The sequence below is a fragment of the Micromonospora sp. NPDC003944 genome (assembly GCF_053605225.1).
In genome coordinates this window covers 27,253-52,008 of sequence record NZ_JBSGIV010000044.1, presented here as the reverse complement: position 1 = coordinate 52,008, position 24,756 = coordinate 27,253, and the positions used below count along the sequence as shown (strand labels likewise).

At 72.6% G+C, this 24,756-nt stretch carries 23 protein-coding genes; 12 read left to right on the top strand and 11 right to left on the bottom strand.

Features of this window, described 5'->3' with window-relative positions:
• Both ACWER9_RS21535 and ACWER9_RS21530 read right to left on the bottom strand, forming a co-directional pair.
• Positions 1-363 (bottom strand): SCP2 sterol-binding domain-containing protein, encoded by a 363-nt coding sequence (locus ACWER9_RS21535; RefSeq protein ID WP_452303526.1) that lies wholly within the window; start codon positions 361-363, stop codon positions 1-3.
• Positions 364-585: 222 nt separating this feature from the next.
• Positions 586-1,596 carry a carboxypeptidase regulatory-like domain-containing protein gene (locus ACWER9_RS21530; RefSeq protein WP_452303525.1) on the bottom strand — a complete coding sequence of 337 codons (1,011 nt, stop codon included), beginning with the start codon at positions 1,594-1,596 and terminating at the stop codon, positions 586-588.
• Between the two features lie 237 nt (positions 1,597-1,833).
• On the opposite strand from ACWER9_RS21530, the gene ACWER9_RS21525 reads away from it, so the two are divergent.
• From ACWER9_RS21525 to ACWER9_RS21510, 4 genes are all read left to right on the top strand, one after another.
• Positions 1,834-2,784 carry an SRPBCC family protein gene (locus tag ACWER9_RS21525; protein ID WP_452303524.1) on the top strand — a complete coding sequence of 317 codons (951 nt, stop codon included), beginning with the start codon at positions 1,834-1,836 and terminating at the stop codon, positions 2,782-2,784.
• A 29-nt stretch (positions 2,785-2,813) separates the two neighbouring features.
• A complete protein-coding gene (locus tag ACWER9_RS21520) occupies positions 2,814-3,986 on the top strand; it encodes a zinc-dependent alcohol dehydrogenase (protein ID WP_452303523.1) in 1,173 nt (390 codons plus the stop codon).
• A gap of 130 nt (positions 3,987-4,116) precedes the next feature.
• Positions 4,117-4,701 carry a GNAT family N-acetyltransferase gene (locus ACWER9_RS21515; protein WP_452303522.1) on the top strand — a complete coding sequence of 195 codons (585 nt, stop codon included), beginning with the start codon at positions 4,117-4,119 and terminating at the stop codon, positions 4,699-4,701.
• 115 nt (positions 4,702-4,816) lie between these two features.
• Entirely contained in the window at positions 4,817-5,203 is a 387-nt protein-coding gene (locus tag ACWER9_RS21510; protein WP_452303521.1) for a DUF2267 domain-containing protein, read from the top strand.
• A gap of 67 nt (positions 5,204-5,270) precedes the next feature.
• Here the strand turns inward: ACWER9_RS21510 and ACWER9_RS21505 are convergent, their stop codons facing one another.
• Positions 5,271-6,203 (bottom strand): S66 peptidase family protein, encoded by a 933-nt coding sequence (locus ACWER9_RS21505; RefSeq protein WP_452303535.1) that lies wholly within the window; start codon positions 6,201-6,203, stop codon positions 5,271-5,273.
• 249 nt (positions 6,204-6,452) lie between these two features.
• A complete protein-coding gene (locus ACWER9_RS21500; protein WP_452303520.1) occupies positions 6,453-7,931 on the bottom strand; it encodes a glutamate--cysteine ligase in 1,479 nt (492 codons plus the stop codon).
• A gap of 153 nt (positions 7,932-8,084) precedes the next feature.
• Here ACWER9_RS21500 and ACWER9_RS21495 point away from each other — a divergent pair, with 153 nt between their 5' ends.
• Positions 8,085-8,423, top strand: a complete 339-nt coding sequence (locus tag ACWER9_RS21495; protein ID WP_452303519.1) for a DUF3817 domain-containing protein — start codon at positions 8,085-8,087, stop codon at positions 8,421-8,423.
• 42 nt (positions 8,424-8,465) lie between these two features.
• Here the strand turns inward: ACWER9_RS21495 and ACWER9_RS21490 are convergent, their stop codons facing one another.
• A complete protein-coding gene (locus tag ACWER9_RS21490; RefSeq protein ID WP_452303534.1) occupies positions 8,466-9,014 on the bottom strand; it encodes a hypothetical protein in 549 nt (182 codons plus the stop codon).
• 142 nt (positions 9,015-9,156) lie between these two features.
• Between ACWER9_RS21490 and ACWER9_RS21485 the strand changes: the two genes are divergently transcribed.
• Genes ACWER9_RS21485 through ACWER9_RS21475 form a run of 3 tightly spaced genes read left to right on the top strand, consistent with a single transcriptional unit; the run spans position 9,157 to position 13,178 of the window.
• Complete coding sequence (locus tag ACWER9_RS21485; RefSeq protein WP_452303518.1) at positions 9,157-10,281, top strand: baeRF2 domain-containing protein; 1,125 nt, start codon at positions 9,157-9,159, stop codon at positions 10,279-10,281.
• Complete coding sequence (locus tag ACWER9_RS21480) at positions 10,274-12,028, top strand: thiamine pyrophosphate-binding protein (RefSeq protein ID WP_452303517.1); 1,755 nt, start codon at positions 10,274-10,276, stop codon at positions 12,026-12,028. Before ACWER9_RS21485 ends, ACWER9_RS21480 begins: the two co-directional genes overlap by 8 nt.
• Before the next feature lie 49 nt (positions 12,029-12,077).
• On the top strand, positions 12,078-13,178 hold the full coding sequence (locus ACWER9_RS21475) for an iron-containing redox enzyme family protein (protein WP_452303516.1): 1,101 nt from the start codon (positions 12,078-12,080) through the stop codon (positions 13,176-13,178).
• 211 nt (positions 13,179-13,389) lie between these two features.
• Here ACWER9_RS21475 and ACWER9_RS21470 read toward each other — a convergent pair whose 3' ends face one another.
• Positions 13,390-13,620: a CDGSH iron-sulfur domain-containing protein gene (locus ACWER9_RS21470; protein ID WP_452303515.1), complete on the bottom strand. Its 231-nt coding sequence runs from the start codon at positions 13,618-13,620 to the stop codon at positions 13,390-13,392.
• Positions 13,621-13,765: 145 nt separating this feature from the next.
• Here ACWER9_RS21470 and ACWER9_RS21465 point away from each other — a divergent pair, with 145 nt between their 5' ends.
• Positions 13,766-15,208: a hypothetical protein gene (locus ACWER9_RS21465; protein WP_452303514.1), complete on the top strand. Its 1,443-nt coding sequence runs from the start codon at positions 13,766-13,768 to the stop codon at positions 15,206-15,208.
• A gap of 222 nt (positions 15,209-15,430) precedes the next feature.
• Entirely contained in the window at positions 15,431-16,573 is a 1,143-nt protein-coding gene (locus tag ACWER9_RS21460; RefSeq protein WP_452303513.1) for a SigB/SigF/SigG family RNA polymerase sigma factor, read from the top strand.
• Positions 16,574-16,638: 65 nt separating this feature from the next.
• Here ACWER9_RS21460 and ctaD read toward each other — a convergent pair whose 3' ends face one another.
• From ctaD to ACWER9_RS21435, 5 genes are all read right to left on the bottom strand, one after another.
• Entirely contained in the window at positions 16,639-18,630 is a 1,992-nt protein-coding gene (gene ctaD, locus ACWER9_RS21455) for an aa3-type cytochrome oxidase subunit I (protein WP_452303512.1), read from the bottom strand.
• A gap of 126 nt (positions 18,631-18,756) precedes the next feature.
• Positions 18,757-19,485: an ATP-binding protein gene (locus ACWER9_RS21450; protein WP_452303511.1), complete on the bottom strand. Its 729-nt coding sequence runs from the start codon at positions 19,483-19,485 to the stop codon at positions 18,757-18,759.
• A 112-nt stretch (positions 19,486-19,597) separates the two neighbouring features.
• Positions 19,598-20,056, bottom strand: coding sequence for a DUF4383 domain-containing protein (locus tag ACWER9_RS21445; RefSeq protein WP_452303510.1), 459 nt, complete (start codon positions 20,054-20,056; stop codon positions 19,598-19,600).
• Between the two features lie 79 nt (positions 20,057-20,135).
• Entirely contained in the window at positions 20,136-21,293 is a 1,158-nt protein-coding gene (locus ACWER9_RS21440) for a glycosyltransferase (RefSeq protein ID WP_452303509.1), read from the bottom strand.
• Positions 21,294-21,426: 133 nt separating this feature from the next.
• Positions 21,427-22,353 (bottom strand): glucosyl-3-phosphoglycerate synthase, encoded by a 927-nt coding sequence (locus ACWER9_RS21435; RefSeq protein ID WP_452303533.1) that lies wholly within the window; start codon positions 22,351-22,353, stop codon positions 21,427-21,429.
• Positions 22,354-22,637: 284 nt separating this feature from the next.
• On the opposite strand from ACWER9_RS21435, the gene ACWER9_RS21430 reads away from it, so the two are divergent.
• Together ACWER9_RS21430 and ACWER9_RS21425 are read left to right on the top strand one after the other, a co-directional pair.
• Positions 22,638-23,648, top strand: a complete 1,011-nt coding sequence (locus ACWER9_RS21430; RefSeq protein WP_452303508.1) for a Gfo/Idh/MocA family protein — start codon at positions 22,638-22,640, stop codon at positions 23,646-23,648.
• Entirely contained in the window at positions 23,641-24,729 is a 1,089-nt protein-coding gene (locus ACWER9_RS21425; RefSeq protein WP_452303507.1) for a zinc-dependent alcohol dehydrogenase, read from the top strand. The genes ACWER9_RS21430 and ACWER9_RS21425 overlap by 8 nt, the downstream gene beginning before the upstream one ends.
• Positions 24,730-24,756: the final 27 nt, after the last annotated feature.

Here is a 24,756-nt window from a genome sequence, read left to right as displayed (position 1 = left end):
TCACGCCCCACTGTCCGAGGCGTCGCGCTGCGGCGGCCCCGGCTCGCGGGGAAACAGCCGCCCGATGCGCAACGCCAGGGAGAGGTCACCGTCGACCAGGATCTCGCCCCGGGTGATCGCCGCCAGGCCGTTCACCTCACCCCGTGCCATCGCCTCCGCCACCTGCGCGGACACCTTGATCACCGTGGTGGCGGGACCACCGCTGCGGGTTACCCGCATCTGGCCATGGTCGATGTCCAGCAGCCACTGCTCCAGGTGGCCGCCGTCGCGGATGTCGAACCGCACGCTTCCACAGACCTTGCTGAACCGCGGGTCCTGGCCAGCGTCCGTCAACCGCTCGAAGAAGGCGCTGGTCGCCGACATCCCACCTCCTCGGGCGCTGGTCAGAGCGCATGCCGGCTACCCGGTGCGGGTCACTCCTAACGTCGGTGGCGCGAACCGACTGCGGGCCCAGGTTCACCGCGACCGACGCAACCAGGCCTCCGGGTTCTCCAGCCCGGTGAACCGCCCCGGCGCCACGAGCGCCCGGGTGAAGGCCACCAACGGGCCGGGAAGAAGGTTCCGGTCGACGGTCAGAATCCGCTGTCAGTCGATGTCGAAGTCGACCACGACCGGCGTCCGCCGGACCCGGACGGGGGTCGCGGCGTCGAAGTCGGCGGCGTCGCGGTGCCACACCGGCGGGGCGTACGCGCAGTCGCAGCGCAGCCGCACCCGCTGACCGGGGAGCAGGCGCAGGGCGTAACCGCTGCCCACGTCCGCCACGCCGGCCAGGTCCCCGGTGGCCGCGTCGAACGCGATCACCTGGGCGTAGGTGAGCAGCTCGTCGACCCGTACCGCTCCGCCCAGCGGTATGCCGGCGGGCAGCGCCTGGTTCAGGGTCGCCGTCTGGCCCGCGCGGACCCGCACCGGCCGTGCCTGCTGCCGACCGCCCGCCCCACCGGACCACACGGTCGCCAGCCCGTCGGCGGCGAACTGCACCGGCCAGTGGTACGGCCCGAGGCCGGTGATCGTGTAGCGGCCGTCCTCGTCGGTGGTCGGGCCGTGGTCGCCGTACTTGGGATCCGGCACGTACGGCACCACCATGACCCGGGCGCGGTTGACAGGTGCGCCGGTCGCCGCGTCGGTCACCACTCCGACGACGGTGCCCGGCGGGTCGAGCCGGACGGTCGGGGCGTCGGTCACCGCGCCGGCCCGGACCTGGACCACCTGTGCCCGCTCACGGTCGCCGGCGCCGCCGTGCCGGCCCACCCACTGCCAGCCGTGCGTCGTCGTGTCGTAGGGGCGCACCAGCAGCCGGTACCTCCCCGGGGCGACGTTCGTGCTCACCAGCACGCCCAACTCGTCGGCGCAGCCCGCGTACCGGCCGAGTTGGTCCTCGCCGAGGGTGACCGCCGCCAACGTCGCCGCGTCCACCGGGACCAGCGCGGCGCAGGCCCGGGGGACCGGCGCGCCGGTCGCCGCGTCGCGCACGACGGTGCGGACGCCGCCGGGCGCGGGCGACCCGGGGGTACGCGCCGCGGCCGGCGCGGCGGCCTCGACGACGAGCAGGGCGACGGCGATGGTCGCGGTCAGGTGGCGCAGGAGTGTGCGGCTCACGGGCATGGTCCCTCCGGTGTCGTGGCGATGGTGAGCAGACGGTAACGGTCAGTAGCTGATCCAAATCGGTCAATGTCGCGATCCTGACTCAGGTGGCTCGACAACCTGCCCGTGCCGCGCGAATAGGGCGTTATGCCCGAACCTGGCGCAGAGGCCACGGGTACCGCATAGCGTCACGGGGGCGGAACCACCGCCGCCCCGCCGCACGGCGGCGACGCCCACCGGAAGGGACCGGACATGAGTCGTGTCGACACTGTGCTCCTGCCGGAGCTGGACGGGCCGGTGCCGGCGACGCTGCCGAGCGCGCTCGGCCTGCTGAGCCTGGCCCTGGGAGTGGGCGCGCTTGTCGCCCCCGGACCCGTCGCGCGACTGACCGGGGTGGACGACTCCCCGGCCGCGCGGTCCGTGCTCCCGGCCATCGGTCTGCGGGAGTTGGGCAGCGCCGCCGGCCTGCTCAGCGGCCGCCGACCGGCCGGCTGGGCCTGGAGCCGCGTGGCCGGCGACGCGATGGACCTCACCCTGCTCGGACGGGCCCTCGCCGACCGTGGCGGTGAACGCCGCCGCCGGGTCGCGCTGACCACCCTCGCCATCGCCGGCATCACCGCCGTCGACGTGCTCTCCGCCGTCCGCGTCGGCCGGGCTCGCCGGGCCCGCGCCCGTGTGATCCGGATGGAGATCGCGGTGACGGTGAACCGGTCGCCGGCCGAGGCCTACCGGTTCTGGCGGGACATGGAGAACCTGCCCCGCTTCATGGCGCACCTGGAGTCCGTCCGCGCCGACGACCTGCGCCGCTCACACTGGATCGCCCGTGGTCCGGCCGGGCACCGGGTCGAGTGGGACGCCGAGATCATCGACGACCAGCCCAACAAGTCGATCACCTGGCGGTCGCTGCCGGGGACCCGGGTGCCCAACGCCGGCCGGGTCCGGTTCGTGCCCGCCCCCGGCGACCGGGGGACCGAGGTGCGGGTGGAACTGCGCTACGCGCCGCCGGCCGGCGCGCTCGGCCGAGCGGTGGCGAAGCTCTTCGGCGAGGAGCCCGAGCAGCAGGTCCGAGACGACCTGCGCCGGTTCAAGCAGGTGCTGGAGACCGGCGAGGTCGTGCGCTCCGAGGGCAGCCCCACCGGCATCTCCGTACGCCAGCAGGCCATGCAGCGCCCCGCCCAGCCGCTGCCGGCGTCCCGCCGCTGACCGCCCGGCTCTCTCGAAAGGGACCGAGAATGAAGGCCACCGCCTGGATGGGCACCGACAGCGTCAAGGTCATCGACGTACCCGACCCGAAGATCATGAACGCCCGGGACGCGATCGTCCGGATCAGCACCACCGCGATCTGCGGCTCCGACCTGCACCTCTACCACGGCTACATCCCCGCCATGCGCAAGGGCGACATCCTCGGCCACGAGTTCATGGGCGAGATCGTCGAGGTGGGCCCCCAGGTCCGCAACCTCAAACCGGGCGACCGGGTGGTGGTGCCCTTCCCGATCGCCTGCGGGCACTGCTCGTCCTGCCAGCGTGGCCTCTACTCGGTCTGCGAGAACTCCAACCCGAACGCCGGCATCGCCGAGAAGATCATGGGGCACTCGCCGGCCGGCATCTTCGGCTACTCCCACCTGCTCGGCGGCTACGCCGGCGGCCAGGCCGAGTACGCCCGGGTGCCGTTCGCCGACGTCGGCCCGGTCAAACTGCCCGACGAGGTCAGCGACGACCAGGCGGTCATGCTTGCCGACGCGTTCCCGACCGGTTACATGGGCGCCGAGATGTGCGACATCAAACCCGGGCAGGTGATCGCGGTCTGGGGCGCCGGGCCGGTCGGGCTGTTCGCCGCGGCCAGCGCCCGGCTGCTCGGCGCCGAGCGGGTGATCGTCATCGACCGCTTCCCGTACCGGCTGCGGCTGGCCCAGGAGCACCTCGACGCCGAGACGATCAACTACGAGGACGTCGACGTGCTGGACACGCTCAACGAGATGACCGCCGGCCGGGGCCCCGACGCGTGCATCGACGCGGTGGGCCTGGAGGGCCACCACGGCAACGCCGCCATGTACGCGTACGACCGGGCCAAGCAGGTCGCGCGGGTCGAGACGGAACGGCCGTTCGCGCTGCGACAGGCGATCCTCGCCTGCCGCTCCGGAGGGGTGGTGTCGGTCGTCGGCGCGTACGGCGGTTTCGTCGACAAGTTCCCGATGGGCGCGTTCATGAACCGGTCGCTGATCATGCGGACCGGTCAGTGCCACGTCCAGCGCTACACCCGACCACTGCTGGAACGCATCCAGCGCGGCGAGATCGACCCGAGCTTCGTCGTCAGCCACCGCATGCCGCTGCGCGACGCCCCGAAGGGCTACAAGATCTTCCAGAAGAAGCAGGACGACTGTACGAAGGTGCTCCTCAAGGTCTAACGCGGGCGCCAGCCCTCGCTCGCGTCGATCATGGAGTTGTGGTGCCAGGCTTGGGCCCTCGCGGGTGCTTTGTCACCCACCACAACTCCTTGATCGACGGGGGTGAGGGGTCGCGGCTACCGTGTCGACCATGGATGGTGTCGGTACGTCGGCGCACGGGACAGCCGATCTCCCTGTTCGACTACGGCCGGTCGGCGAGGCCGACCTGAGCATGTTCCGGCGGTTCTGCACCGAGCCGGGCCTCGTCGGGCCGGACTGGGCCGGTTTCCGCGACGCGGCGCAGCCCGCGCGCCGGTTCGCCGTCGACGGCTACCTCGGCGACGACGACGGGCGGCTCGTCGTCGAGGTCGAACCGGAGCGGGCCGCCGCCGGCGCGGTCAGCTACCGCTCAATGCGCTACGCGGGACGGGCGTCGTACTGGGAGATCGGCATCGTCCTGCTGCCGCAGTGGCGCGGTCGGGGGGTCGGCTGGCGGGCGCAGGCGCTGCTCTGCGACTACCTCTTCCAGCACAGCCCGGCGCAGCGCATCCAGGCCGGCACCCACCCGGAGAACATCGCCGAGCAGCGGGCGCTGGAGAAGGCCGGCTTCCACCTCGAAGGCGTCATCCGGGCCTGCGAGTTCCGGGCCGGTCAGTGGCGCGACGGCCACCTCTACAGCCGGCTGCGTGACGACCCGCCCCCCGCAGCGCCCACCCAGGCCGCCCTGACCGCTTGATGACCGGCCGTCCGGTTCGGCGGCCACCCGGTTTGTGGCCGGGGCCCCAGGGAACTCGCCCCGTTCGTCCGCCGGCAGGCCGCACGGCCCGCCGAGGAGACGGAAGGAGCGGGTCATGGAGTACGACCAGATGATCGCCACGGTACGACAGCGCGCGGGTCTCGGGGAGAACGAGGCCGTGCGGTCCGTGCAGGCCGTCCTGTCGGTGCTCGGGGAACGGCTCGCCGGGCAGGAGGCCGACAACCTGGCGGCCCAGCTTCCGGATCGGCTCAACGGGTCCGTCACCCGCAACCCGCAGGGCCGTCGGTGGGACGTCGGCGAGTTCCTGAAGAACGTCGGCGACCGCGAGCAGGTCGCGAACGCGGACCAGGTGCGCGAACACGCCCAGGCGGTGCTGCGTACCGTCGCCGAGGCGCTCAACGACGACGAGAGGCACGATCTGCTCGCCCAGTTGCCCGGCGGCATCACCGACCTCTTCGGCGTGCCCACCCCGCGCGGCTGAGTGTCGCCCCGCGCCGCGACCGGCCAGAACCGGCCGGTCCCGGCGGCGTGTGGGTCGCAACCGGAGGTCAGCGGGGGCGAACTCCGGCGTCCACGGTCAGGGTCCCGGCAGTGGCGTCGATCGTGGCCCGTGCGCCGAGCGGCACGGTGAGCTGCCCGTTGCCGTGCCCCAGCCGCAGCCCGCCCAGGACCGGCACACCCAGGTCGTACAGGCGATCCTTCAGGACCGACGCCGCGTCCCACTCGCCCGCCCCGCCGACGCTGTTGGTGATCTGACCGATGACCACCCCGGCGACCCGGGACAGCGCGCCCAGCCGCCGAAGCTCGGTCAGCATCCTGTCGATGCTGTACGGCGCCTCGTCCACGTCCTCGAAGAACAGGATCGCGCCGTCGAACCTCGGGACGTCCCTGGCGCCGAACGAGGTGGAGAGCAATGTCAGGCAACCACCGAGCAGGGGGCCCGACGCTCGGCCGGGCACCACCACGGAGGCCGCCGTCTCGGCCGGGTCCCTGGTGATCGTGACGGGTGCGGTGGTCATCACCGCCCTGCGCAGCGACTCCGCCGACTCGACGCCGGTGCGGGCGTCGTTCCAGTTGACCATCGGGCCGTAGAAGGTGACCAGGCCGGCCTCGCGCCAGAGCTTGCCCTGGATGCTGGTGATGTCGCTGAAGCCGACGACCACCCGAGGATCCCGGCGCAAGACGGAGACGTCGATCTCGTCGACGATGCGTTGGGTGCCGTAACCGCCGCGGGCGGCGAAGACCGCACGAACGCCGGGGTCGGTGAGCGCGGCGTTCAGGTCCGCCAGTCGCTGCGCGTCGGTGCCGGCCAGGTAGCCGTACCTGGCGAAGACATGCTCGCCCAGCTCGACCTCCAGGCCCCAGCCGCGCAGGATGTCGATGCCGCGACCCATCAGCGTGGGGTCGGGAGTTCGGCCTGGCGACACCACTCGCACCCGGTCGCCGGGGGCCAGCGCCGGTGCGCGTAGTGCCCGCTTCACGCCACCCGGAGCAGCCGCCTGCGCCACCCTCGGCGCTGCCGTGCCGACGAGGGCCGCGCCGCCGGCAGCCGCCGCGCTCGTCCGCAGCACGTGCCGCCGGGACAGGGCCGCGGGCGCGGGTCGTTGAGTCGCAACGGGGTCGGGTCCAGAGGTGGCCACCGGCAACCCTCCATCATCATCGATGTCCAGTCGCCACAGCCTACGACGGTCGTCGATGCGCGTGGGGGTCCACAAGGGACACGGTTGGGCCTACGGGATCGGCCACTCGTGTACCGGGCGGTTGCTGTGCATCAGGTCCACGTAGTGCCGGACCACCTCGCGCAACGCCGCCGGCCGGTCCAGGTGGTCGGCCGACTCCAGTCGGTGCAGCGTCTCCACCTGCCAGGTCGCGCCGTTGCGGCTGGTCAGGCAGCGCTGTTCGATGACGCCGAGCAGCCGGTCCCGCTCGGCCGGGTCGAGCCCCCACCGGTCCAGGCCGTGGTGCGCCATCGGCAGCAACCGCCGCAACACCAACTCGGTGACCGGCAGGTAGCCGAGACCGGGCCAGAAGACCTGCGCGTCGATGCCGTGCCGGGCGCAACTGGTGAAGTTCTCCTCGGCGGCGCTGAACGACATCTGCGACCACAGTGGTCGGTCCGACTCGGCGAGGGCGCGCACCAACCCGAAGTAGAAGGCGCCGTTGGCGACGGTGTCCAGCACTGTCGGGCCGGCGGGCAGCACCCGGTTTTCCACCCGCAGGTGCGGGCGGCCCCGCGACACGTCGTACACCGGGCGGTTCCACCTGTAGACGGTGCCGTTGTGCAGGCGCAACTCGGCCAGGTTGGGCACCTCGCCGGCCACGAGGGCCTGCGCCGGGTCCTCCGGGTCGCAGACCGGCAGCAGCGCCGGGAAGTAGCGCACGTTCTCCTCGAACAGGTCGAACACACTGGTGATCCAGCGTTCGCCGAACCAGACCCGCGGGCGTACCCCCTGGGCTTTGATCTCTTCCGACCGGGTGTCGGTGGCCTGCTGGAACAGCGGGATGCGGGTCTCGCGCCACAGCTCCCGGCCGAAGAACAGCGGCGAGTTCGCGCCGACCGCGACCTGGATGCCGGCGACCGCCTGGGCGGCGTTCCAGTAGTCGGCGAACTGGGCCGGGCTGACCTGGAGGTGGAACTGGGTGCTGGTGCAGGCCGCCTCCGGGGTGATCGTGTCGGCGGTGACCGCCAACCGCTCCACCCCGCTGATGGCGATCGGCAGATCCTCACCCCGGGCCGCGAAGATCTGCTCGTTGAGCAGCTTGTAGCGGGGGTTGGCCGACAGGGTCTCGGCGGTCAGGTGCTCGGGGCGCAGCGTGGGCAGGATGCCGATCATGACCATGTGCGCGCCGATCGCCCGTGCCTTCACCTCGGCGGCGTTGAGGCTGGCCCGTACGTACTCCTCGAAGTCGGCAGTGCCGGTGCCGGTCAGCCGACGCGGCGGCACGTTGATCTCGACGTTGAACTGGCCCAACTCGGTCTGGAAACTCTCATCGGCGATGGCCGCAAGCACGTCGGCGTTGCGCATCGCCGGATTCGACGCCTCGTCGACCAGGTTCAGCTCGATCTCCACACCGGTCATCGGCCGGTCGACGTCGAAGCGGGCCTCGCGCAGCATCTCGGCGAAGACGTCGAGACACCGGCGGACCTTGTCGCGGTAGCGGGCGCGATCCTCTCGACTGAAGGTTCGTACGCCGACGTCCTCGCCCATGGTCACCACCCCGTCACCGCTGGTCCCCCTAACCTCGCACGTGATCGGCGGGCGGGGGAAGACCCGAGGACCCTTTCCTACCCACCTGCCCGCCCCGTTAGCCCAGCCAGAGCAGACCGATAGCATTGCGGCCGGAGAGGTGGTGGCGTACGGATGCGCGAGAAGGTGACCCGGCTGTTCGTCGTGGCGGCGATCGCCGAGGCCTGCTCCTGGCTGGCCCTGCTGGTCGGCATGGTGGTCAAGTACGGGCCACCCGACAACGAGCTGGGCGTCAAGATCTTCGGGCCGATCCACGGCGGCCTGTTCGTCGCGTACGTCCTGCTGGTCCTGGCCGTGGCCCGGCTGCACCGCTGGAGCCTGCTGGCCACGGCGGTGGCCCTGGCCAGCGCGGTTCCGCCCTTCGCCACCCTGGCCTTCGAGCGCTGGGCCCGCCGCCGGGGCATGCTCGGCGCGGACCAGCAGCCGGCCCGCCAGCCGGCCCCGGTCGGCTGAGCCGCCGAACCGGCTGAGCCGCCTACCGGCTGACAGACCCGCTCAGGTCAGCGCGGAACAGGCCACGACGCCGGCTAGCAGCAGCGTGCCCAGGAACGCCTGCAACAGCAGCGGCGGCCCGAGGTGCGACCAGAGCGTCGCGGTACGTGGCGTCAGCAGCTGCCCGGTGGTGAGGTTGACGATCCGCTCGATCCGGGGCGGCAGCTCCGGGTCGCGCTGCGGGCGCAGGGTGAGCTGCACCTGATCGGCCGGGTGCAGGGCGCTCTGCGGCAGGTGACCGTGCAGCTCCACCTCACAGAGCTGACCGGCGGTGTTGCGCAGCCGTACCGGCGTGACCAGATACTCCGGGCCCTGCTTCAACTCCTTCCAGCGACGCCGGGTGCCGCCGCCGCCGAAGGAGAAGAGCGAGCGCAGCAGCAGGGCGGGTAGCCGGGCGAAGGCCGCCGCCGCGAGCACCGCCACCAGCACCGGCTGGCCGATGCGCACCTCGCGGGTGTAGCCGTCGAGCAGGCGGATCAGCCGCCCGGTGACGATCCGCTCCGTCGGGTGCACGATCCGTCGGGTATCGAGTCCGCTGTCCATCTCCACCACCGAGAGTCCGCTTGTGTTCACAGATCGTATCGACGTCCTCGGTTGAACGACGTGAATGAAACCTGGTCACGGGCTCACGGCCGTGAGGTGACATCACGGGCGACCCGGGTAAGCGGGGGGCCGAGCTGGAAAGGGGTCGAGCATGCAGCTGTCCTTCCTGCGCCCGCTCTACGACCGTCCCGGGCCGTGGTGCTCGGTGTATCTGGACGCCTCCGCGGACACGGAGGACGCCAAACCCGCTCTGGACCTGCGCTGGCGTGCCCTGGAACGCAGCCTGGCCGAACAGGGGGCGGACGAGGCGGACATCGCCGCGTTGGACCGGGTGGTCCGCGGCCACGATCCGATGGTCGGGGACTACGGCCTGGCGGTCTTCGCCAGTCACGGCCGGGTGGTGCTCTCCGAGTACCTGTCCGCGCCGCCACTGCGGGACCTGGCCAACGTCGGGTCGTTGCCACACGTCATGCCGCTTCTCGCCCAGCGCGGCGAGCAGGTGGCCTGGGTACGCGTGGTCGCCGACCGGGTCGGCGCCGACGCGATGGCGGTCAGCGCCGGCGGCGTACCCCGGCGGGCGCACGTCGCCGGCCGCGACGAGTACCCGCTGCGGCGGACGAAGGCCGGCGGCTGGTCCCAGTCGCGCTACCAGCGGGCGGCCATGGAGGCGTGGCACCAGAACGCCGGTGACGTCACCGCGGCCACCGTGCAGTTGGCCGACCGGGTCGGCGCGGACGTGGTGGTGGTAGCCGGTGACGTCCGGGCCACCGGAATGATCGCCGCCCAGATGCCGGAGCGTTGGCAGGACCTGGTGGTCCGGACCGATGCTGGTTCACGCGCCGGGGGCGCCGACCAGACGATGCTCGACGACCTCACCGTGCAGACCATCGCGGAGATCGCCGACCAGCGGATCACCGCAGCGCTGGACAAGTTCGGCGTGCAGGAGGACGTGGGTGGCGGCCTCGACGCCGTCGTCTCGGCCCTGCAACGCAACCAGGTGGACATGATGCTCATCGTGGACGACCCGTCGGCCAACGGTGAGTTGTGGATCGGCGCGGAACCCACCGAGATCGCCGTCGACCCCGGGCAGTTGGCCGCCATGTCGGTGGCCGACCCGCAACGGGTACGCGCCGACGCGGCGCTGGTCCGGGCGCTCGTCGGCACCGACGCGGCGCTGACCGTGCTCGGCCCCGACGAGGCGCCCGACCTGACCGACGGCGTCGGCGCCGTGCTGCGTTACGTCGACCCCAGCACACCAGGGCGCGGCAATGGTTGACCGAACGGTCACGGACGTCGTGGTGGAGCGACTGCTGGCCTGGCGGGTGCCCCGCGCCTTCGGGTACCCGGGCGAGGCGATCGCTCCACTCGTCCACGCCCTGGACCGGACCGGGGGTGAACCGGCGTTCATCCCCGCCCGGCACGAGGAGACCGCCTCGTTCATGGCCACCGGGCACGCCAAGTTCACCGGCGGCATCGGGGTCTGCCTCGCCACCCAGGGGCCCAGCGCCGTCCAACTGCTCAACGGCCTCTACGACGCGAAGCTGGACAGCAAACCGGTGGTGGCCATCGTCGGCGAGGACGTCTCCGGACCGCTCGGCGGCGCCCACCAGGAGATCGGGCTGAGCCGGCTCTTCGGCGACGTGTGCAACCAGTTCGTCCGGTACGGCCGCAGCCCGGACGAGGTGGGGGCGCTACTGGACCAGGCGTTCCGCACGGCGGCGGCGACCCGGAGCCCGACCTGCGTGGTACTGCCCCGGCACTTGCAGGAGGCGCTGGTGCCCGATCTGCAGCCGTACGGCGCAGGGGTGATCACAGCGACCCCCGGCGAGCCGCTGGCCCGGGTCCTGCCGCACGAGGCGGACCTCGACGCCGCCGCGCAGCTGCTCAGCGGCGGCCAGCGCACCGCGATCCTGGTGGGCCAGGGCGGTCGGGACGCGGCCGCCGAGATCATCGAGGTGGCCGACCGGCTCGGCGCCGGAGTGGCCACCTCGCTGCTGGGCAAGCCGGTGCTCGACGAGCGGCTGCCCTTCCACACCGGGGTGCTCGGCGAGGTCGGCACTCCGGCGGCGGCCGAGCTGATGGGTGGCTGCGACACGCTGCTGATGGTCGGCACCAACGACCCGTGGACCGACTACTTCCCGATGCCCGAGCAGGCGCGCACGGTACAGATCGACATCGACGGCCGCCGGATCGGCACCCGCTACCCGGCCGACGTGCCGCTTGTCGGTGACGCCGCCGAGACACTGCGGGCGCTGCTGAGCCGGCTGCGCGGTCGGCCCGAGCAGCAGTGGCGTGCCACCGTGGAGAATTCGGTGGACAGGTGGCGGGAGGTCGCCGCCGAGCGGGCCGCCGCCACCGCGGACCCGGTCAACCCGCAGCTCGTCCTCCAGGAGTTGTCCGCCCGGATGCCCGGCACCGGCGCGGTCGCGGTCGACGTCGGCTCGGTCCTCTACTGGTACGCCCGCCACCTCACCCTGCCGCCGGGGGTCAACGCGCAGCTGTGCGGAACCCTCGGCTCGATGGGCTGCGCGCTGCCGTACGCGGTGGCGGCCAAGCTCGCCGCCCCCGACCAGCCGGTGGTGGCGCTCGTCGGTGACGGGGCGATGCAGCTCAACGGCCTCGCTGAGCTGATCACCGTGTCGCACCTCTGGCAGCGGTGGCGTGACCCCCGGCTGGTGGTGCTGGTGCTCAACAACCGGGACCAGAACGGCATGGGAGGTGGGCGAGAACCGTCGTCCGACCCGACCCACCGCCGCCCCGACGTGCCGTACGCAGGGTGGGCCCGACTGCTGGGCCTGCACGGGGTACGGGTGGACCGGCCGGAGTTGGTCGGCGCGGCCTGGGACGAGGCCCTCGCCGCCGACCGCCCCTGCGTACTGGAGGCGGTCGTCGACCCGGCGGTGTCGCTGGCGCCGCCGGAGCCCGCCTTCGCCGACCTGCGAGGCCTGTACGCCGAGGGCGCTCCGGCCCGGAAGGTCCGCGAGCAGGTGGAGGTCACCGCCAACACCGACGATCTCGTTTAGTCACCCTGGACCAGGGCATCAGTAGCGGCCCGACGACGCTGGAGGCCACATGTCCGAGCCCGCCGACCGCCGCTACGGTCCCGCGACCCTGCCGAGGGCACGCGGACCGCTCTCCGCAGCGGTCGTCGAGGCGCTGCGACACCCGGCGCACGACCTGCCGGCCAGCCTCGGCGTCGACCTCGACCCGGCGGACCCGGTCACCGACGAGGACCTGCAGCTGACGCTGTTCCTCTGCTACGAGCTGCACTACCGGGGCTGGCACGGGGTGGACGAGTCGTGGGAGTGGCAGCCGACACTGTTGGCGCTGCGCGCCCGCTGCGAACAGGTCTTCGAGGCGGCCCTGCGCCGGCTGGTCGGTTCGCCCCCGGTGCCCGTCGCCGGGGTGGCGGCCGGCCTGGCCGACCTGGTCGCGGCCGACGACGGCCCGTCACTGGCCGCCACGCTGCAACGCCGGGCGGACCTCACCCAGTTCCGTGAGTTCGTCGCCCACCGCTCCGTCTACCACCTGCGGGAGGCGGACCCGCACAGCTGGGCGCTGCCCCGCCTCGGTGGCCCCGCCAAGGCCGCGCTCGTGGAGATCCAGACCGACGAGTACGGCAACGGTCGGTTGGACCGGATGCACGCCGAGCTGTTCCGGCGCACCCTCGACCGGCTGGGCCTGGACACCAGCTACGGCGCGTACATCGACGCGGCGCCGGCGGTGACGCTTGCGACCAACAACCTGATGTCGTTGTTCGGGCTGCACCGCAGGCTGCGCGGCGCGGTGCTCGGGCACCTGGCCGCGTTCGAGATGACCTCCTCGCTGCCCAACCGTCGCTACGGCAACGGGCTGCGCCGGCTCGGCTTCGACGAGGTGGCCACCCGCTTCTACGACGAGCACGTCGAGGCGGACGCGGTGCACGAGCAAATCGCCGCGCACGACATGTGCGGTGGCCTGGCCAACGCCGAGCCGGCCCTCGCCCCGGACGTGCTCTTCGGCGCGGCAGCCGGGCTCGCGCTGGACCGGCTGTTCGCGGCGCACCTGCTGGACAGGTGGGCGGCCGGCCGCAGCTCACTGCGCGCACCCGCCCCGCCGGCCCTGCCGCCTACCGTCCCGCTCGTCACGTCGGCCACGGTGGTGGCCCCGCCGGCCCCACCCGCACTCGTCTGACCCTCGGCCCTAGTCGCGCCCAGGCGAGTGCCGGCGGGCTGTCTGTCGGTGCTGGGGGTGGGGAGTGTCGGGCCTCGGCGCCTGGTCGGCACTCCCGCGTCGATCATGGAGTTGTGGTGGGTGACAAAAGCCCAGCCCGGCGGCAAAACGGGCACCATAACTCCATGATCGACGCGAGAGGCTGGCCCTGGTTCGCGATCTTCGGGTGGGCTCAGCCTTCGCGGGCGGTGCCCGCGCGGAAGTCGATCGCCTTGTGGGTGCCGTCGCAGAAGGGCTTGAGCGCCGACTTGCCACACCGGCACAGGGCCACCGTGCCCCGCCGCGCGTCGATGCGCTCGCCGCCCGGCGTGACCAACGCGAAGTCGCCACGGACCAGGAGCGGTCCGTCCTCGTACGGGGTGATCGTGGCGGCGGCGGGCTCGCTGGCGTCGTCGGTGCGCATGAACCCGGAAGTGCCCGCCCTGGCCCCGGCGAAACCCGCGCGGCCGAACGCCGGTGATGACCGGGGCACCCCGCTGACCAGCGGAATGTGCCGCCGGGTGGGTGATGCCCCGTTTGAACCTGATCGGGACGGGAAGCCCGGCCGCGTGGTGAGCGAACGAGGCAAGGTGGGGCCGGTGCACAAGGTGCACAAGGGGCTCACGGCCGATGGCGCCGGTCTCGCCGGCGACCGGGTCGTGGCCGCGGGCAGCGCGGCCCGGGTGCTGGTCGCCGCCACCGCCCGGGCCCTGCGGGGGGTGGACTGCGCCGACCTCGGGCACACCGGACCGACGTCGCGGTTCCCCGGCGCCCCCGAGCCGGTACGCCGCGCCGCCGTCACCCGTGCCGCCGGCCGGGTCGCCCTCACCGTGGCCCAGGCCGGCGAGGTCGACGCCGCACGGGTGGCCCGTTGGTTCGTCGACCAGTATCCCCGCCGGCGCTACCCCGGGGTGCTCATCGGCTCTCCGCACGGCGCGGCGGCGCACCTCGCGGTGGCCCTCGGCGTGCCGTGGCTGCCGGCGGGCTTCGAGATGACCCTGCACTGGTCCGACGGCGGGGTGGACCGTCCGGCGGACGCCGTGGAGCACGGGGCGGCACTCGCCGCACGGTTGCTCGCCGGCAACGCCGACCTGCACCTGCGCCAGGTGCACTGCCCGGCCAGCCGTGGCGCGTTGACCGGGGCGACCGTGTCGCTGACCGCCGCGTGGCGGGCCCTACCGGCCGCGTACGGGCAGTTCCTGGCCGACCTGCTGCTGCCGGGTGCGCCGGTGCTGCTGGTCCTCGACGCGCGCACCTGGCCGGTGCTGGAGCGCGGGCCGGGGCACAGCTTCCAGGTCGGCTGCCCGGGCAGCGGGCTGGACCCGGTGGACTTCCACCCGGACAGCCACGCGTTGCGGCAGGTGCTGCGCTCCGTCGGCGGCGACGCCACCCGGTGGGAGCCGCCGGAGGTGTCCGTCCCGTCGGCGTACGCCGAGAACGGCGTCGACCCGGGCTTCGAGCTGGCCGCGCAGGACTGGTCCGCGAAGCGTCGGCACCCGCTGCACCGGGTGTTGGTGCCCGGGCCGGCGGCGCTCAGCGCGGGCGTGGCCGACCTGTACCGGCGGTGGCTGCGGCGCGCCGGCAAGACCGGTGACCGGTTGGTGGTGGAGTGTGGCCGGCTGCTCGACCCGTGGCAGGTGGTGCGGGCGGGGCTGGTGCCGTACTGGTGCGAGAACGCCACCCGCCGCGTCGTCGACGAGGCCGAGTGGTGGCTGGCCGGCAGCGAGGCGTTCAGCTCGGTGGACGTGTTGCCCGAGCCGCCCGGGGTGCGCTCGCCCGCGCTGGCCGGGCTGCCGCAGTGGCTGGCCGTGGCCGGGTTCGGCCGGCGGCGTCGGGCGCTGGACCGCACCACCGCCCGGGGCTACCCGGTCACCTCGGTGCCCACCCGCCGGGCCACCGAGGTCCTGCGCGCCCAGCCGTACGACCTGCCCGCGCCGCCCCCACTCGGGGTCGCCGAGGCCCTCTCCGTGCTGCGCGACAGCGGCGGCCACCAGGGGTTGTTGGTCTCCTGAGACGGAGGACGCCGAAACATCCTCGCGAACCCTGGGTCCCGTGATTGAGTACCTACGGAGCGGGAACATCGCTGGCTGCTACGGCCTGACTGCGCTGCGTAGAAGTGGTGTCGCCCGCTGGCATCCCAGTCACTGACCCACTTTCCGGCCCGGTGCGTGGCTCGACCACGCGCACGACCGGTTTCCCGATCCGGGCGGGGGACCTTCCTGAGGGAGGCGCGGATGTTCGGACAGACGAGCACGACCACGACCACACCACCACCCACGGATCGAGGTCTGGAGGACCTCGACGCAGCGGCGATGGCGTACGCGGCGCGGATCGCCGGGCTGCCGCCGGAGCGGCGGGGGGAGGCTCGGGACGACCTGGTCCGCTTCGCGCTGCCGTTCGCCGGGCGGCTGGCCCGCCGGTACCGGGGGCGGGGGGAGCCACTGGAGGACCTGGAGCAGGTGGCCCGACTGGGGCTTGTCAACGCGGTCGACCGCTATGACCCGGAACGTGGCTCCTTCACCGCGTACGCCGCGATCACCATCGTGGGCGAGATCAAACGGCACTTCCGGGACCGGACCTGGGGCGTACACGTGCCGCGCCGGCTGCGGGACCTGATCCTCGAGGTGGGGCAGGCCACCGCGGCGCTCACCAGCGAGCTGTCCCGGGCGCCGACGGTGGCCGAGCTGTCGGCCCGGCTGGAGACTCCGGAGGAGGAGATCCTCGCCGCGCTGGAGTCGGCGGCCGGCTACAGCCCGGCCTCGCTCAACGCTCCGGTGGGAGGGGAGAGCTCGGCCGAGTTCGGGGATCTGGTCGGCGAGTCGGACAACGCGTTGGAGTCCGTCGACGACCGGGTGACGGTGAGCGGACTGCTGCACCGACTGCCGTGGCGTGAGCGTCGGATCCTCGCGATGCGCTTCTACGGCAACCAGACCCAGGCGGAGATCGCCGCCCGGTTCGGCATCTCGCAGATGCACGTGTCCCGGCTGCTGTCGCGGGCGCTCACCTGGCTGCGTCAGGCGATGCTCGCCGACGCGCCGCCGCCCTGGCAGAACGGGGCCGCCGAACCCGACCCGGGCAAGACCCGGATCTCGGTCAAGCAGAACGGCGACACGGTGGTGGTCGAGGTCGGCGGCGAGATCGACCGCGACGGCGCGGACCAGTTGCGCCGGGCCATGCTGGAGGCGGTCACCGGCCAGCCCAGCGAGGTGGTCGTCGACCTCGTCGGCGCGGGTGGCTTCGACGCCGGGGGGATCGCCGCGCTGATGGCCGGGCGGGACGCGGCGGAGCGGACCGGAGTGCCGCTGCGGCTGACCCGGGTCCAGCCCGCGGTACGCCGCTCGCTCACCGCCGCCGGCCTGGCGCCCACGCGGGACTGACCGCGCCCGAACGGGCGAAGGGCCGACACCCCGCCGGGTGTCGGCCCTTCCACGCGTACCCCTGGTCAGCGCTCTTCGGGGTTGCCGTCGCCGTGCGGATGCCGCCAGCGCTCGTGCGGCTTCGGGGTGTCCTCGGCGTCCTGCGGTGGGTCGCTCTGCTCGAAGCTGGGCCGGCGGACGCCCTCGGGCTCCGGCACGTCCACGGGCCGGGCGCCGGAGCGCGGCGCCGGCTGGTAGTCGGTCGCGTCGCGGGCGCCGTGCGCGCCCTCGGCGGCCGGCGACTCCGGCGCGTGGTGCTCCAACCGCAGTTCCTCGGTGAACTGCTGCGGCGGCTTGGTGGTGCGTTGCGGCAGGTCACGGCCCAGGTCGGCGACGAGCGGACCGTACTTCAGGTCGAAGGCGGGGCGCTCGGAGCGGATCCGGGGCATCCGGTCGAAGTTGCGCAGCGGCGGTGGGCAACTGGTGGCCCACTCCAGGGAGTTGCCGAAGCCCCACGGGTCGTCCACCGTCACCACCGCGCCGTAGCGCCAGGACTTCCAGGCGTTGTAGATGAAGAAGAGGGTGGACAGTCCGAGGATGAACGCGAAGATGCTGGAGATCGTGTTCAGGGTGGTGAAGCCGTCGGTGGGCAGGTAGTCGGCGTACCGGCGCGGCATGCCCTCGTTGCCCAGCCAGTGGTGCACCAGGAAGGTGCCGTGGAAGCCGATGAACATGGTCCAGAAGTGCGCCTTGCCGAGCCGCTCGTCGAGCAGCCGCCCGGTCATCTTGGGCCACCAGAAGTAGTACCCGCCGAAGAGGGCGAAGACCACGGTGCCGAAGACCACGTAGTGGAAGTGCGCCACCACGAAGTAGCTGTCGTGGGTGTGCCAGTCCACCGGCGGGCTGGCCAGCAGGACGCCGGTGAGACCGCCGAGCAGGAAGGTCACCAGGAAGCCGATGGCGAAGAGCATCGGCGTCTCGAAGGTGAGCTGGCCCTTCCACATGGTGCCGATCCAGTTGAAGAACTTCACGCCGGTGGGCACCGCGATCAGGTAGCTCAGGATGCTGAAGAACGGCAGCAGCACCTGGCCGGTGGCGAACATGTGGTGCGCCCAGACCGTCATGGACAGCACGGTGATGGCGATGGTGGCCAGCACGATCCCGGTGTAGCCGAAGAGTGGCTTGCGGGAGAAGACCGGAATGATCTCGGTGATGATGCCGAAGAACGGCAACGCGATGATGTAGACCTCGGGGTGACCGAAGAACCAGAACAGGTGCTGCCAGAGCATCGGGCCGCCGGTGGCCGGGTCGTACACGTGCGCGTTGAGCAACCGGTCGGCGGAGAGCGCCAGCAGCGCGGCGGCCAGCAGCGGGAAGACGAGGATCACCAGCACACTGGTGAAGAGCATGTTCCAGGTGAAGATCGGCATCCGGAACAGGGTCATCCCCGGTGCGCGCAGGGTCAGGATCGTGGTGATCAGGTTGACCGCGCCCAGGATGGTGCCCAGCCCGGAGACCACCAGGCCGAGCACCCACATGTTCGCGCCCACACCGGGGCTGTGGTCCACGTCGCTGAGCGGGCTGTACGCGGTCCAGCCGAAGTCCGCCGAACCCCCGGGGGTGACGAACCCGCCGATCACCATGAGCCCGCCGAACAGGTACAGCCAGTAGGCGAGCGCGTTGAGGCGGGGGAACGACACGTCCGGTGCGCCGATCTGGATCGGCACGATGAAGTTGGCGAACCCGAACGCCGCGGGCGTGGCGAACAGCAGCAGCATCACCGCGCCGTGCGAGGTGAAGAGCTGGTTGTACTGCTCGGAGGAGAGGAACTGCATCCCCGGCCGGGCCAACTCGGCGCGCATCACCATCGCCTGTAGCCCCGCCACCAGGAAGAACCCGAAGGAGGTCAGCAGATACAGCAGGCCGATCTGCTTGTGGTCGGTCGTGGCGAGGAACTTGATCAGGGAGTTGCCGGGGACCGGTGCCCGTACCGCTCCCGGGAAGCCCCCGAAGCGGGCCGGTGCCAGGATCGCCGGACCCCGATCGCGACCGGGTTCCGTGGTTACCCGCTTGGGCATGGCTGCTCACCCCGTCGTGACGGCAGAAAGGACGGGCGTGCCTACCCGACCCTCGCACCATGTAACCAGGCCAGAGCGGTGATTTCGGTCAGAACGCTGGTACCCGGGCGCAAGCGCCCCGAACGCTCAGGTAGCCGGCAGCATCGCCCAGACGGCCTTACCCTGACCCGCCGGCACGCTGCCCCAGCGCTGGGCCAGCTCCCTCACCAGCATCAACCCACGCCCGCCCTCGGCGTGCAGGTCCGCACCGCCCGGCCGGGCCTGCGCGCTGCTGCCGTCCACCACCGCCAGGTGCAGGTACGGGCGGCGCAGCGTCACCGTCACCTGCATCGGGGTGCCGGCGTGGCGCACCACGTTGCCGACCAGCTCACTGAGCACCAACGCGGCCGGGCCGGACGCGTCGGGCAGGTTCCACCGCGCGCACGCGTCGGTGACCAGCTCCCGGGCCCGTCGGCAGGCCTCGGCCACCGGCTCGAACCGGGCCCGCATCCGCAACGCGGACGCCGCGCCGGCCAACCGGGTCGCCTCCGCGCAGTCGGCCGACACCGGCAGCACCCGGCACGTGGTCGACTCGGCCAGCCACCGGGCGGCGACCGGCGACGGGGAACAGAGCAGCACCGGCACGGCCGGCCACTCCTCGGCCCGACGGGCGGTCGCGGCGAAGACGGACAGCGCCAGCCGGTCCTCCACGTTCACACCGGCCATATCGACCACGAGCGCCTCCGGCTGGTCGACGAGCGCGTCGCCGAGCGCCTGGTGCACCGAGCGCATCGTGCCGAGGTGCAGGGGGCCGGTGAGCCGGACGACCGCCACCGGTGCCGTGGTGCGCACCTCGCAGGTGATCCCGCTCGACATCGGCGCCCTCGATTCGCTGCTGGGTCGGGATCTGCCAACTACCCGGGACCGTTCCCCACCAAACCGGACCGAGGGAGGGGGCGGGGCAGCTCACAGACCGTACAAGCGCAGGTCACCGACGGGGTCGGCCGGCAAGCAGCCCCAACGCGACCATGCCGACGCCGAGGCCCAGGTGTAGCCAGCCGTCCGCGTCGTTGACCGGCAGCACGTTCGCGCCGGTGTCGTGGTCCACCGCCAGCCCGTACAGCCAGAGCACCAGGTAGACCGCGCCGCCGCCGATCAGGAACGCCCTTGCTCCGGTCACCGTCCGGGACAGCAGCAGCCCCGCCACCCCGAACGCCAGGTGCACCAGGTTGTGCAGCACCGACACCTGGAAGACACCGAAGAGGTACGCGCCCGAATCATGCCCGGCGAAGCGCAGCGAACCGAACCCGCTGGTGATTCCCGGCACGAAGCCGAGCACGCCGACGAGCAGGAACAGCACCCCCACCGTCGCCGCCGCGCGACGGACCGGCGGTTTGCCGTCGGCCGGGTTCGGTCGGGCCCGCGAGTGCGCCATCGGTCCGACCATCCTCGGCTCCTCGTCGCGCGGCGGGCATGAGCGCTGCGAGCTACCCGCTGTCGTGGTCGACAAACGGGCCGGCCGCCGATCAGGCCGGCAGCAACCTCGGCGCGCTCGCCGACTGCCGGACCCGGTCGTACAGCTCGACGTAGCGCTGGGCCATCACCGCGGGCGTGAAGCGCTGCGCGGCCACCCGCCGGCACTCGTCGGGGTCGAGCAACTCGGCGGCGAGGACGAGGTCGGCCAACTCCTCCTCGTCGGTCGTGAGCAACCCGGTACGGCCGTGCTCGACCAGCTCCGGCAGGCAACCCCGGGCGGTGGCCACCACCGGCGTACCCAGGGCGAGTGACTCGACGACGGCCGTGCCGCCCGGCTCCTCCCAGCGCAGCGGGAACAGCGACGCACGGGCGCTGGCGAGCAGGTCGTCGCGCTCCTGGCCGGCCACCGTGCCGACCCAGCGCACGAGGTCACCGTCGACGTGCGGGGCCACCTCGTCGAGGAAGAACCGCACGTCCGGGTTCTGCCGGGCCTCGTCACCGGCCGCGGCCAGGTCGGCCGGCCGATGGTACGGGCCGACGGGCCCGGCCAGCACCAGCGGAAGACCGACCCGGTGGGCGAGTCGGGCGCCCACGTCCTGCCCCTTGCCCGGGTTGATCCGGCCCAGGATGAGCAGGTGCTCGCCCTTCTCCGGTCGGGGACGCCGGTCGGCGTCGACGGCGAGCGGCGTGGACAGGTGCACGTGCCCCACCGAGTGCTCCCGCAACGCCAGCGGGGCGCGGGCCAACTGCGACGCGGACACACCGTTGACCCGGACCCGGTCGCCGCCGTCCAGACTGCCGTAGAGCGCCGGGTGCTTGGCCAGGTCCCAGTGCAGGGTGTGCAGAGTCGGCGGCCCGGCCGGCCCCATCGCGGCCAGGGTGGCCAACCCGACCGCCTCGACATGATCGTGCACCAGATCGATGTCGTCGCGGGCGTGCAGCTCACGGACCACCTTGGCCAGGTGCGCCTGGGCGATCCCGCAGACCTGGTTGTACGGCCGCTGCAACGCCGCGAACTGCCCGTCGGCGAAGACCGACACCTGCTCGTCCACCGGCAGGGTGCTGCTGCCCACCGAGGCGAGCACCACCCGTACGCCGAGTCGCCGCAGCTCCGGCACCAGCGTGGCGACAACGTTCTCGATGCCGCCGTAGCCGGGCGGTGGCACGGACAGCCACGGGCCGGCGTTCATCAGCACGGTCAGGCTCATCGGGCTCCCTTTCTCGCGCTCACGATGCCGACGGTTCGCGACTGCGGGGCTCGCAGGACCGGCTCACTCCTCGCGCTCACGATGCCGACGGTTCGCGACTGCGGGGCTCGCAGGACCGGCTCACTCCTCGCGCTCATGCAGCAGCCACCCGGCGGCGGGGGAGCCGGTGACGCAGTTCGGCAAGCGGCGGGCGCTCCTCGATCGACACGTCGCTGACCACGATCTCGCGGTCCAGGTTCGGCAGGGTGTCCGAACCGCCGCGACGGAACTGCGTCAGCAACGACTCCGGCGCGAGCCCGGGAGTGGCCCAGCCGCGCCGTTGCAGGCGGGACCAGGCGGTCAACATGATCTGCGCGGACATCCGACCGAGGGCCGCCGTGTCCTGGTGCCGGTGTTTGCGCTCACCGAGGTCGACCTGCGCCAACGCGTCCAGGCCGACAAGGTCGAGCAGGTCGATCATCATGGCCGTCTCCACCCCGTACCCGGAGACGAACGGCACCTGGGCCAGCACGTCGCGGCGGCCCGCGTACTCGCCGGCGAGCGGCTGCACGAAGCCGGCCAGCTCCGGCCAGAAGAGGTTGAGCAGCGGCCGGGCCATCAACTCGGTCACCCGGCCCCCGCCGTCCTGCTCCACGCTCGCGGTGCCCACCAGGGGCCGGTGGTAGAAGCCCTTCACGAAGTCCACCGACGGGTCGGTCAGCAGCGGACCGAGCAGCCCGCTCACGAAGTGCGGGCGGAACTCCCGCAGGTCGGCGTCGATGAACGCCACCACGTCCCCCTCGGCGGCGGCCAGGCCGGCCCAGAGCGCGTCCCCCTTACCGGTGAGCCGGGGCAACCCCCGGGTCATCACGTCCTGGCTGACCACCTCCGCGCCGGCGGCCCGGGCCACCTGCGCCGTCCGGTCCGTCGAGCGCGAATCCACCACGATCAGCTCGTCCACCAGGGCGACCCGGTCCATCAGGTGCTCCCGGATGGTCGACACGATCGCGCCGACGGTGGCCTCCTCGTTGCGCGCGGGCAGCACCACGCTGACCCGGGTCGCTCCCTTGGCCCGCATCAGGCGACGCGTCGGCCAGTCCGCCGCCGTCGTCGTCCGGTACGTGGCCCACGCTTCGACCACCGGTGACACACTCGATGTCGTATCCCGCACGGGCACCCCTCCATTCGTGCGTGGAAAAACCGAAATTGGTTGTTCCCATTCCTCATCACGCGCTAACCGCATTCTCGGCAACAGCTTGATCACAGAGGTGACGACAATGCGTTCCCGGGGGATGAACGTTTGATTGCGCACACCTCAGGGGACTGCTCCCACGCGAGATGAAAAGTCTTCGAAGGGGTGTGGGGATGCAAAAGTGCCGGGTGGGTCTGGTCGGCGCCGGCGGTGTGGCGCAACGCCACGCGCGGGTGCTCGCCGGGTTCGACGACGTGGAGCTGGTGGCGGTCACCGACGTGGCACCGGAGACGGCGTCCGCGCTCGCCGCGCAGCACGGTGGGCGGGCCTGCGCCGACGTCGCCGAGCTGCTCGCCGCCGGTCTGGACGCCGTGTACGTGTGCGTACCACCGTTCGCGCACGGCCCCGCCGAGGAGGCGGTGATCGAGGCAGGGTTACCGATGTTCGTGGAGAAGCCCGTCGCGGTCGACCTGAGCACCGCCGAGCGTATCGGCGACCTCGTCGCCAAGCGTGGGCTGCGCACCGCCGTCGGGCACCACTGGCGCTACCTGAGCGTCCTCGACCAGGCCCGTGACCTGCTCGCCGACCGTCCGGTGCGGATGGTCAGCGGCGCCTGGCTGGACAAGGTGCCCCCGGTGGCGTGGTGGTCGCGGCGGGACCGCTCCGGCGGCCCGGTGGTCGAGCAGGCCGCCCACGTGCTCGACCTGATCCGGGTACTGGCCGGCGAGGTCAGCGAGGTCACCGCGTACGGCAACGGCACACCGCCGCCGGTCGACGGCGCCGACATCGACTCGGTGACCACCGCCGCGCTGCGCTTCGCCGACGGCGCGGTCGGCACGCTCGGCGCCGCCTGCGTCCTCGGCTGGAAGCACCGCGCCGGCCTGGAGGTCCTCGCCGACGGGCTGGCCCTCGCGATCACCGAGGACGGGCTGTCGATCCGCGACGGCGACGGCGAACGCCACGTACCCGCAGACCCGGAGGCCGCCCGGGTGGCGGTGGACCGCGCCTTCGTCGACGCCGTACGCGGCATCGGCGACGACATCCGCGTCCCGTACACCGAGGCCCTCGCCACCCAGCGCCTGGCCCTCGCGGTGGCCGACTCGGCCCGCACCGGCACGACCGTGCGGCTCGCCACCGCGACCGCGCCGACGGTGCTCGCCAGCGGGGTGACCGTCGATGCGTGACAAGGTCGTGGTGGTCACCGGCCCCGGCCGGGTCGAGCTGGTCGAACAGGACGCCGCACCGCTGCGCCCCGGCACGTTCCGGGTCGAGACGCTGTTCAGCGGCGTCTCCGCCGGCACCGAGCTGAGCTACGTCAAGGGCACCAACCCCTACCTCAACGTCACCTGGAACGCCGACCTGGGCCTGTTCCAGCCGGGCCCGGCGAGCACCCCGTACCCGGTGACCCGACTCGGCTACATGCAGGTCGGCCGGGTGGTGCAGAGCGAGACTCCGGCCGTCGCGGTGGGCACGGTCGGCGCGATGACGTACGGGCACCGCACCGGCTGGCTGGCCGACCCGGTCGCCGAGCGGTTCGTGGCGCTGCCCGACGACCTGGATCCGCTGCTCGGCGTCTACGTGGCGCACATGGGCCCGATCTGCGCCAATGGTCTGCTGCACGCCGCCGCCGACCTGCACGGTACCGACGTCCGCGCGCTCGGCGACGGGGTCCGCGGCCGGCGGGTCGCCGTCGTCGGCGCGGGCGTCGTGGCGCTGCTGACGGCGTTGTTCGCCCGGCGTAGCGGCGCGGCGTCGGTCGTGGTGCTCGACCCCACCCCGCAGCGCCGCCAGGTCGCCGAGGCGCTCGGCCTGGAAACACTCGACCCGGGCGCGGACGACCCGGCGGCCGTGCTGAAGACCCGCTGGGCGCACACCGCCGGCGACCGGGGCGCCGACGTGGTGTTCCAGTGCCGGGGGCAGGCGTGGGCGTTGCACCTCGCCCTGCGGCTGTTGCGCCCCCAGGGCACAGTCATCGACCTCGCCTTCTACCAGGGCGGCGCGGACGCGGTCCGCCTCGGTGAGGAGTTCCACCACAACGGGCTGTCGCTGCGCTGCGCCCAGATCGGCCGGGTACCGCGCGGTCTCGCGCCCACCTGGGACCGCGAACGGCTCTCCGCCGAGACCGTCGACCTGCTCCGTGCGTACGGCGACGCGATCCGCAAGCACCTCGTCTCGGCGGTGGTGCCGTTCGACGAGGCCCCCGCCCTGCTCACCGACCTGGCCGACCGTCGCCGCCAGGAGCTTCAGGTGGTACTCGCCGCCTGACCCGCCGTCCCCGCGTGCCAGGGCCGA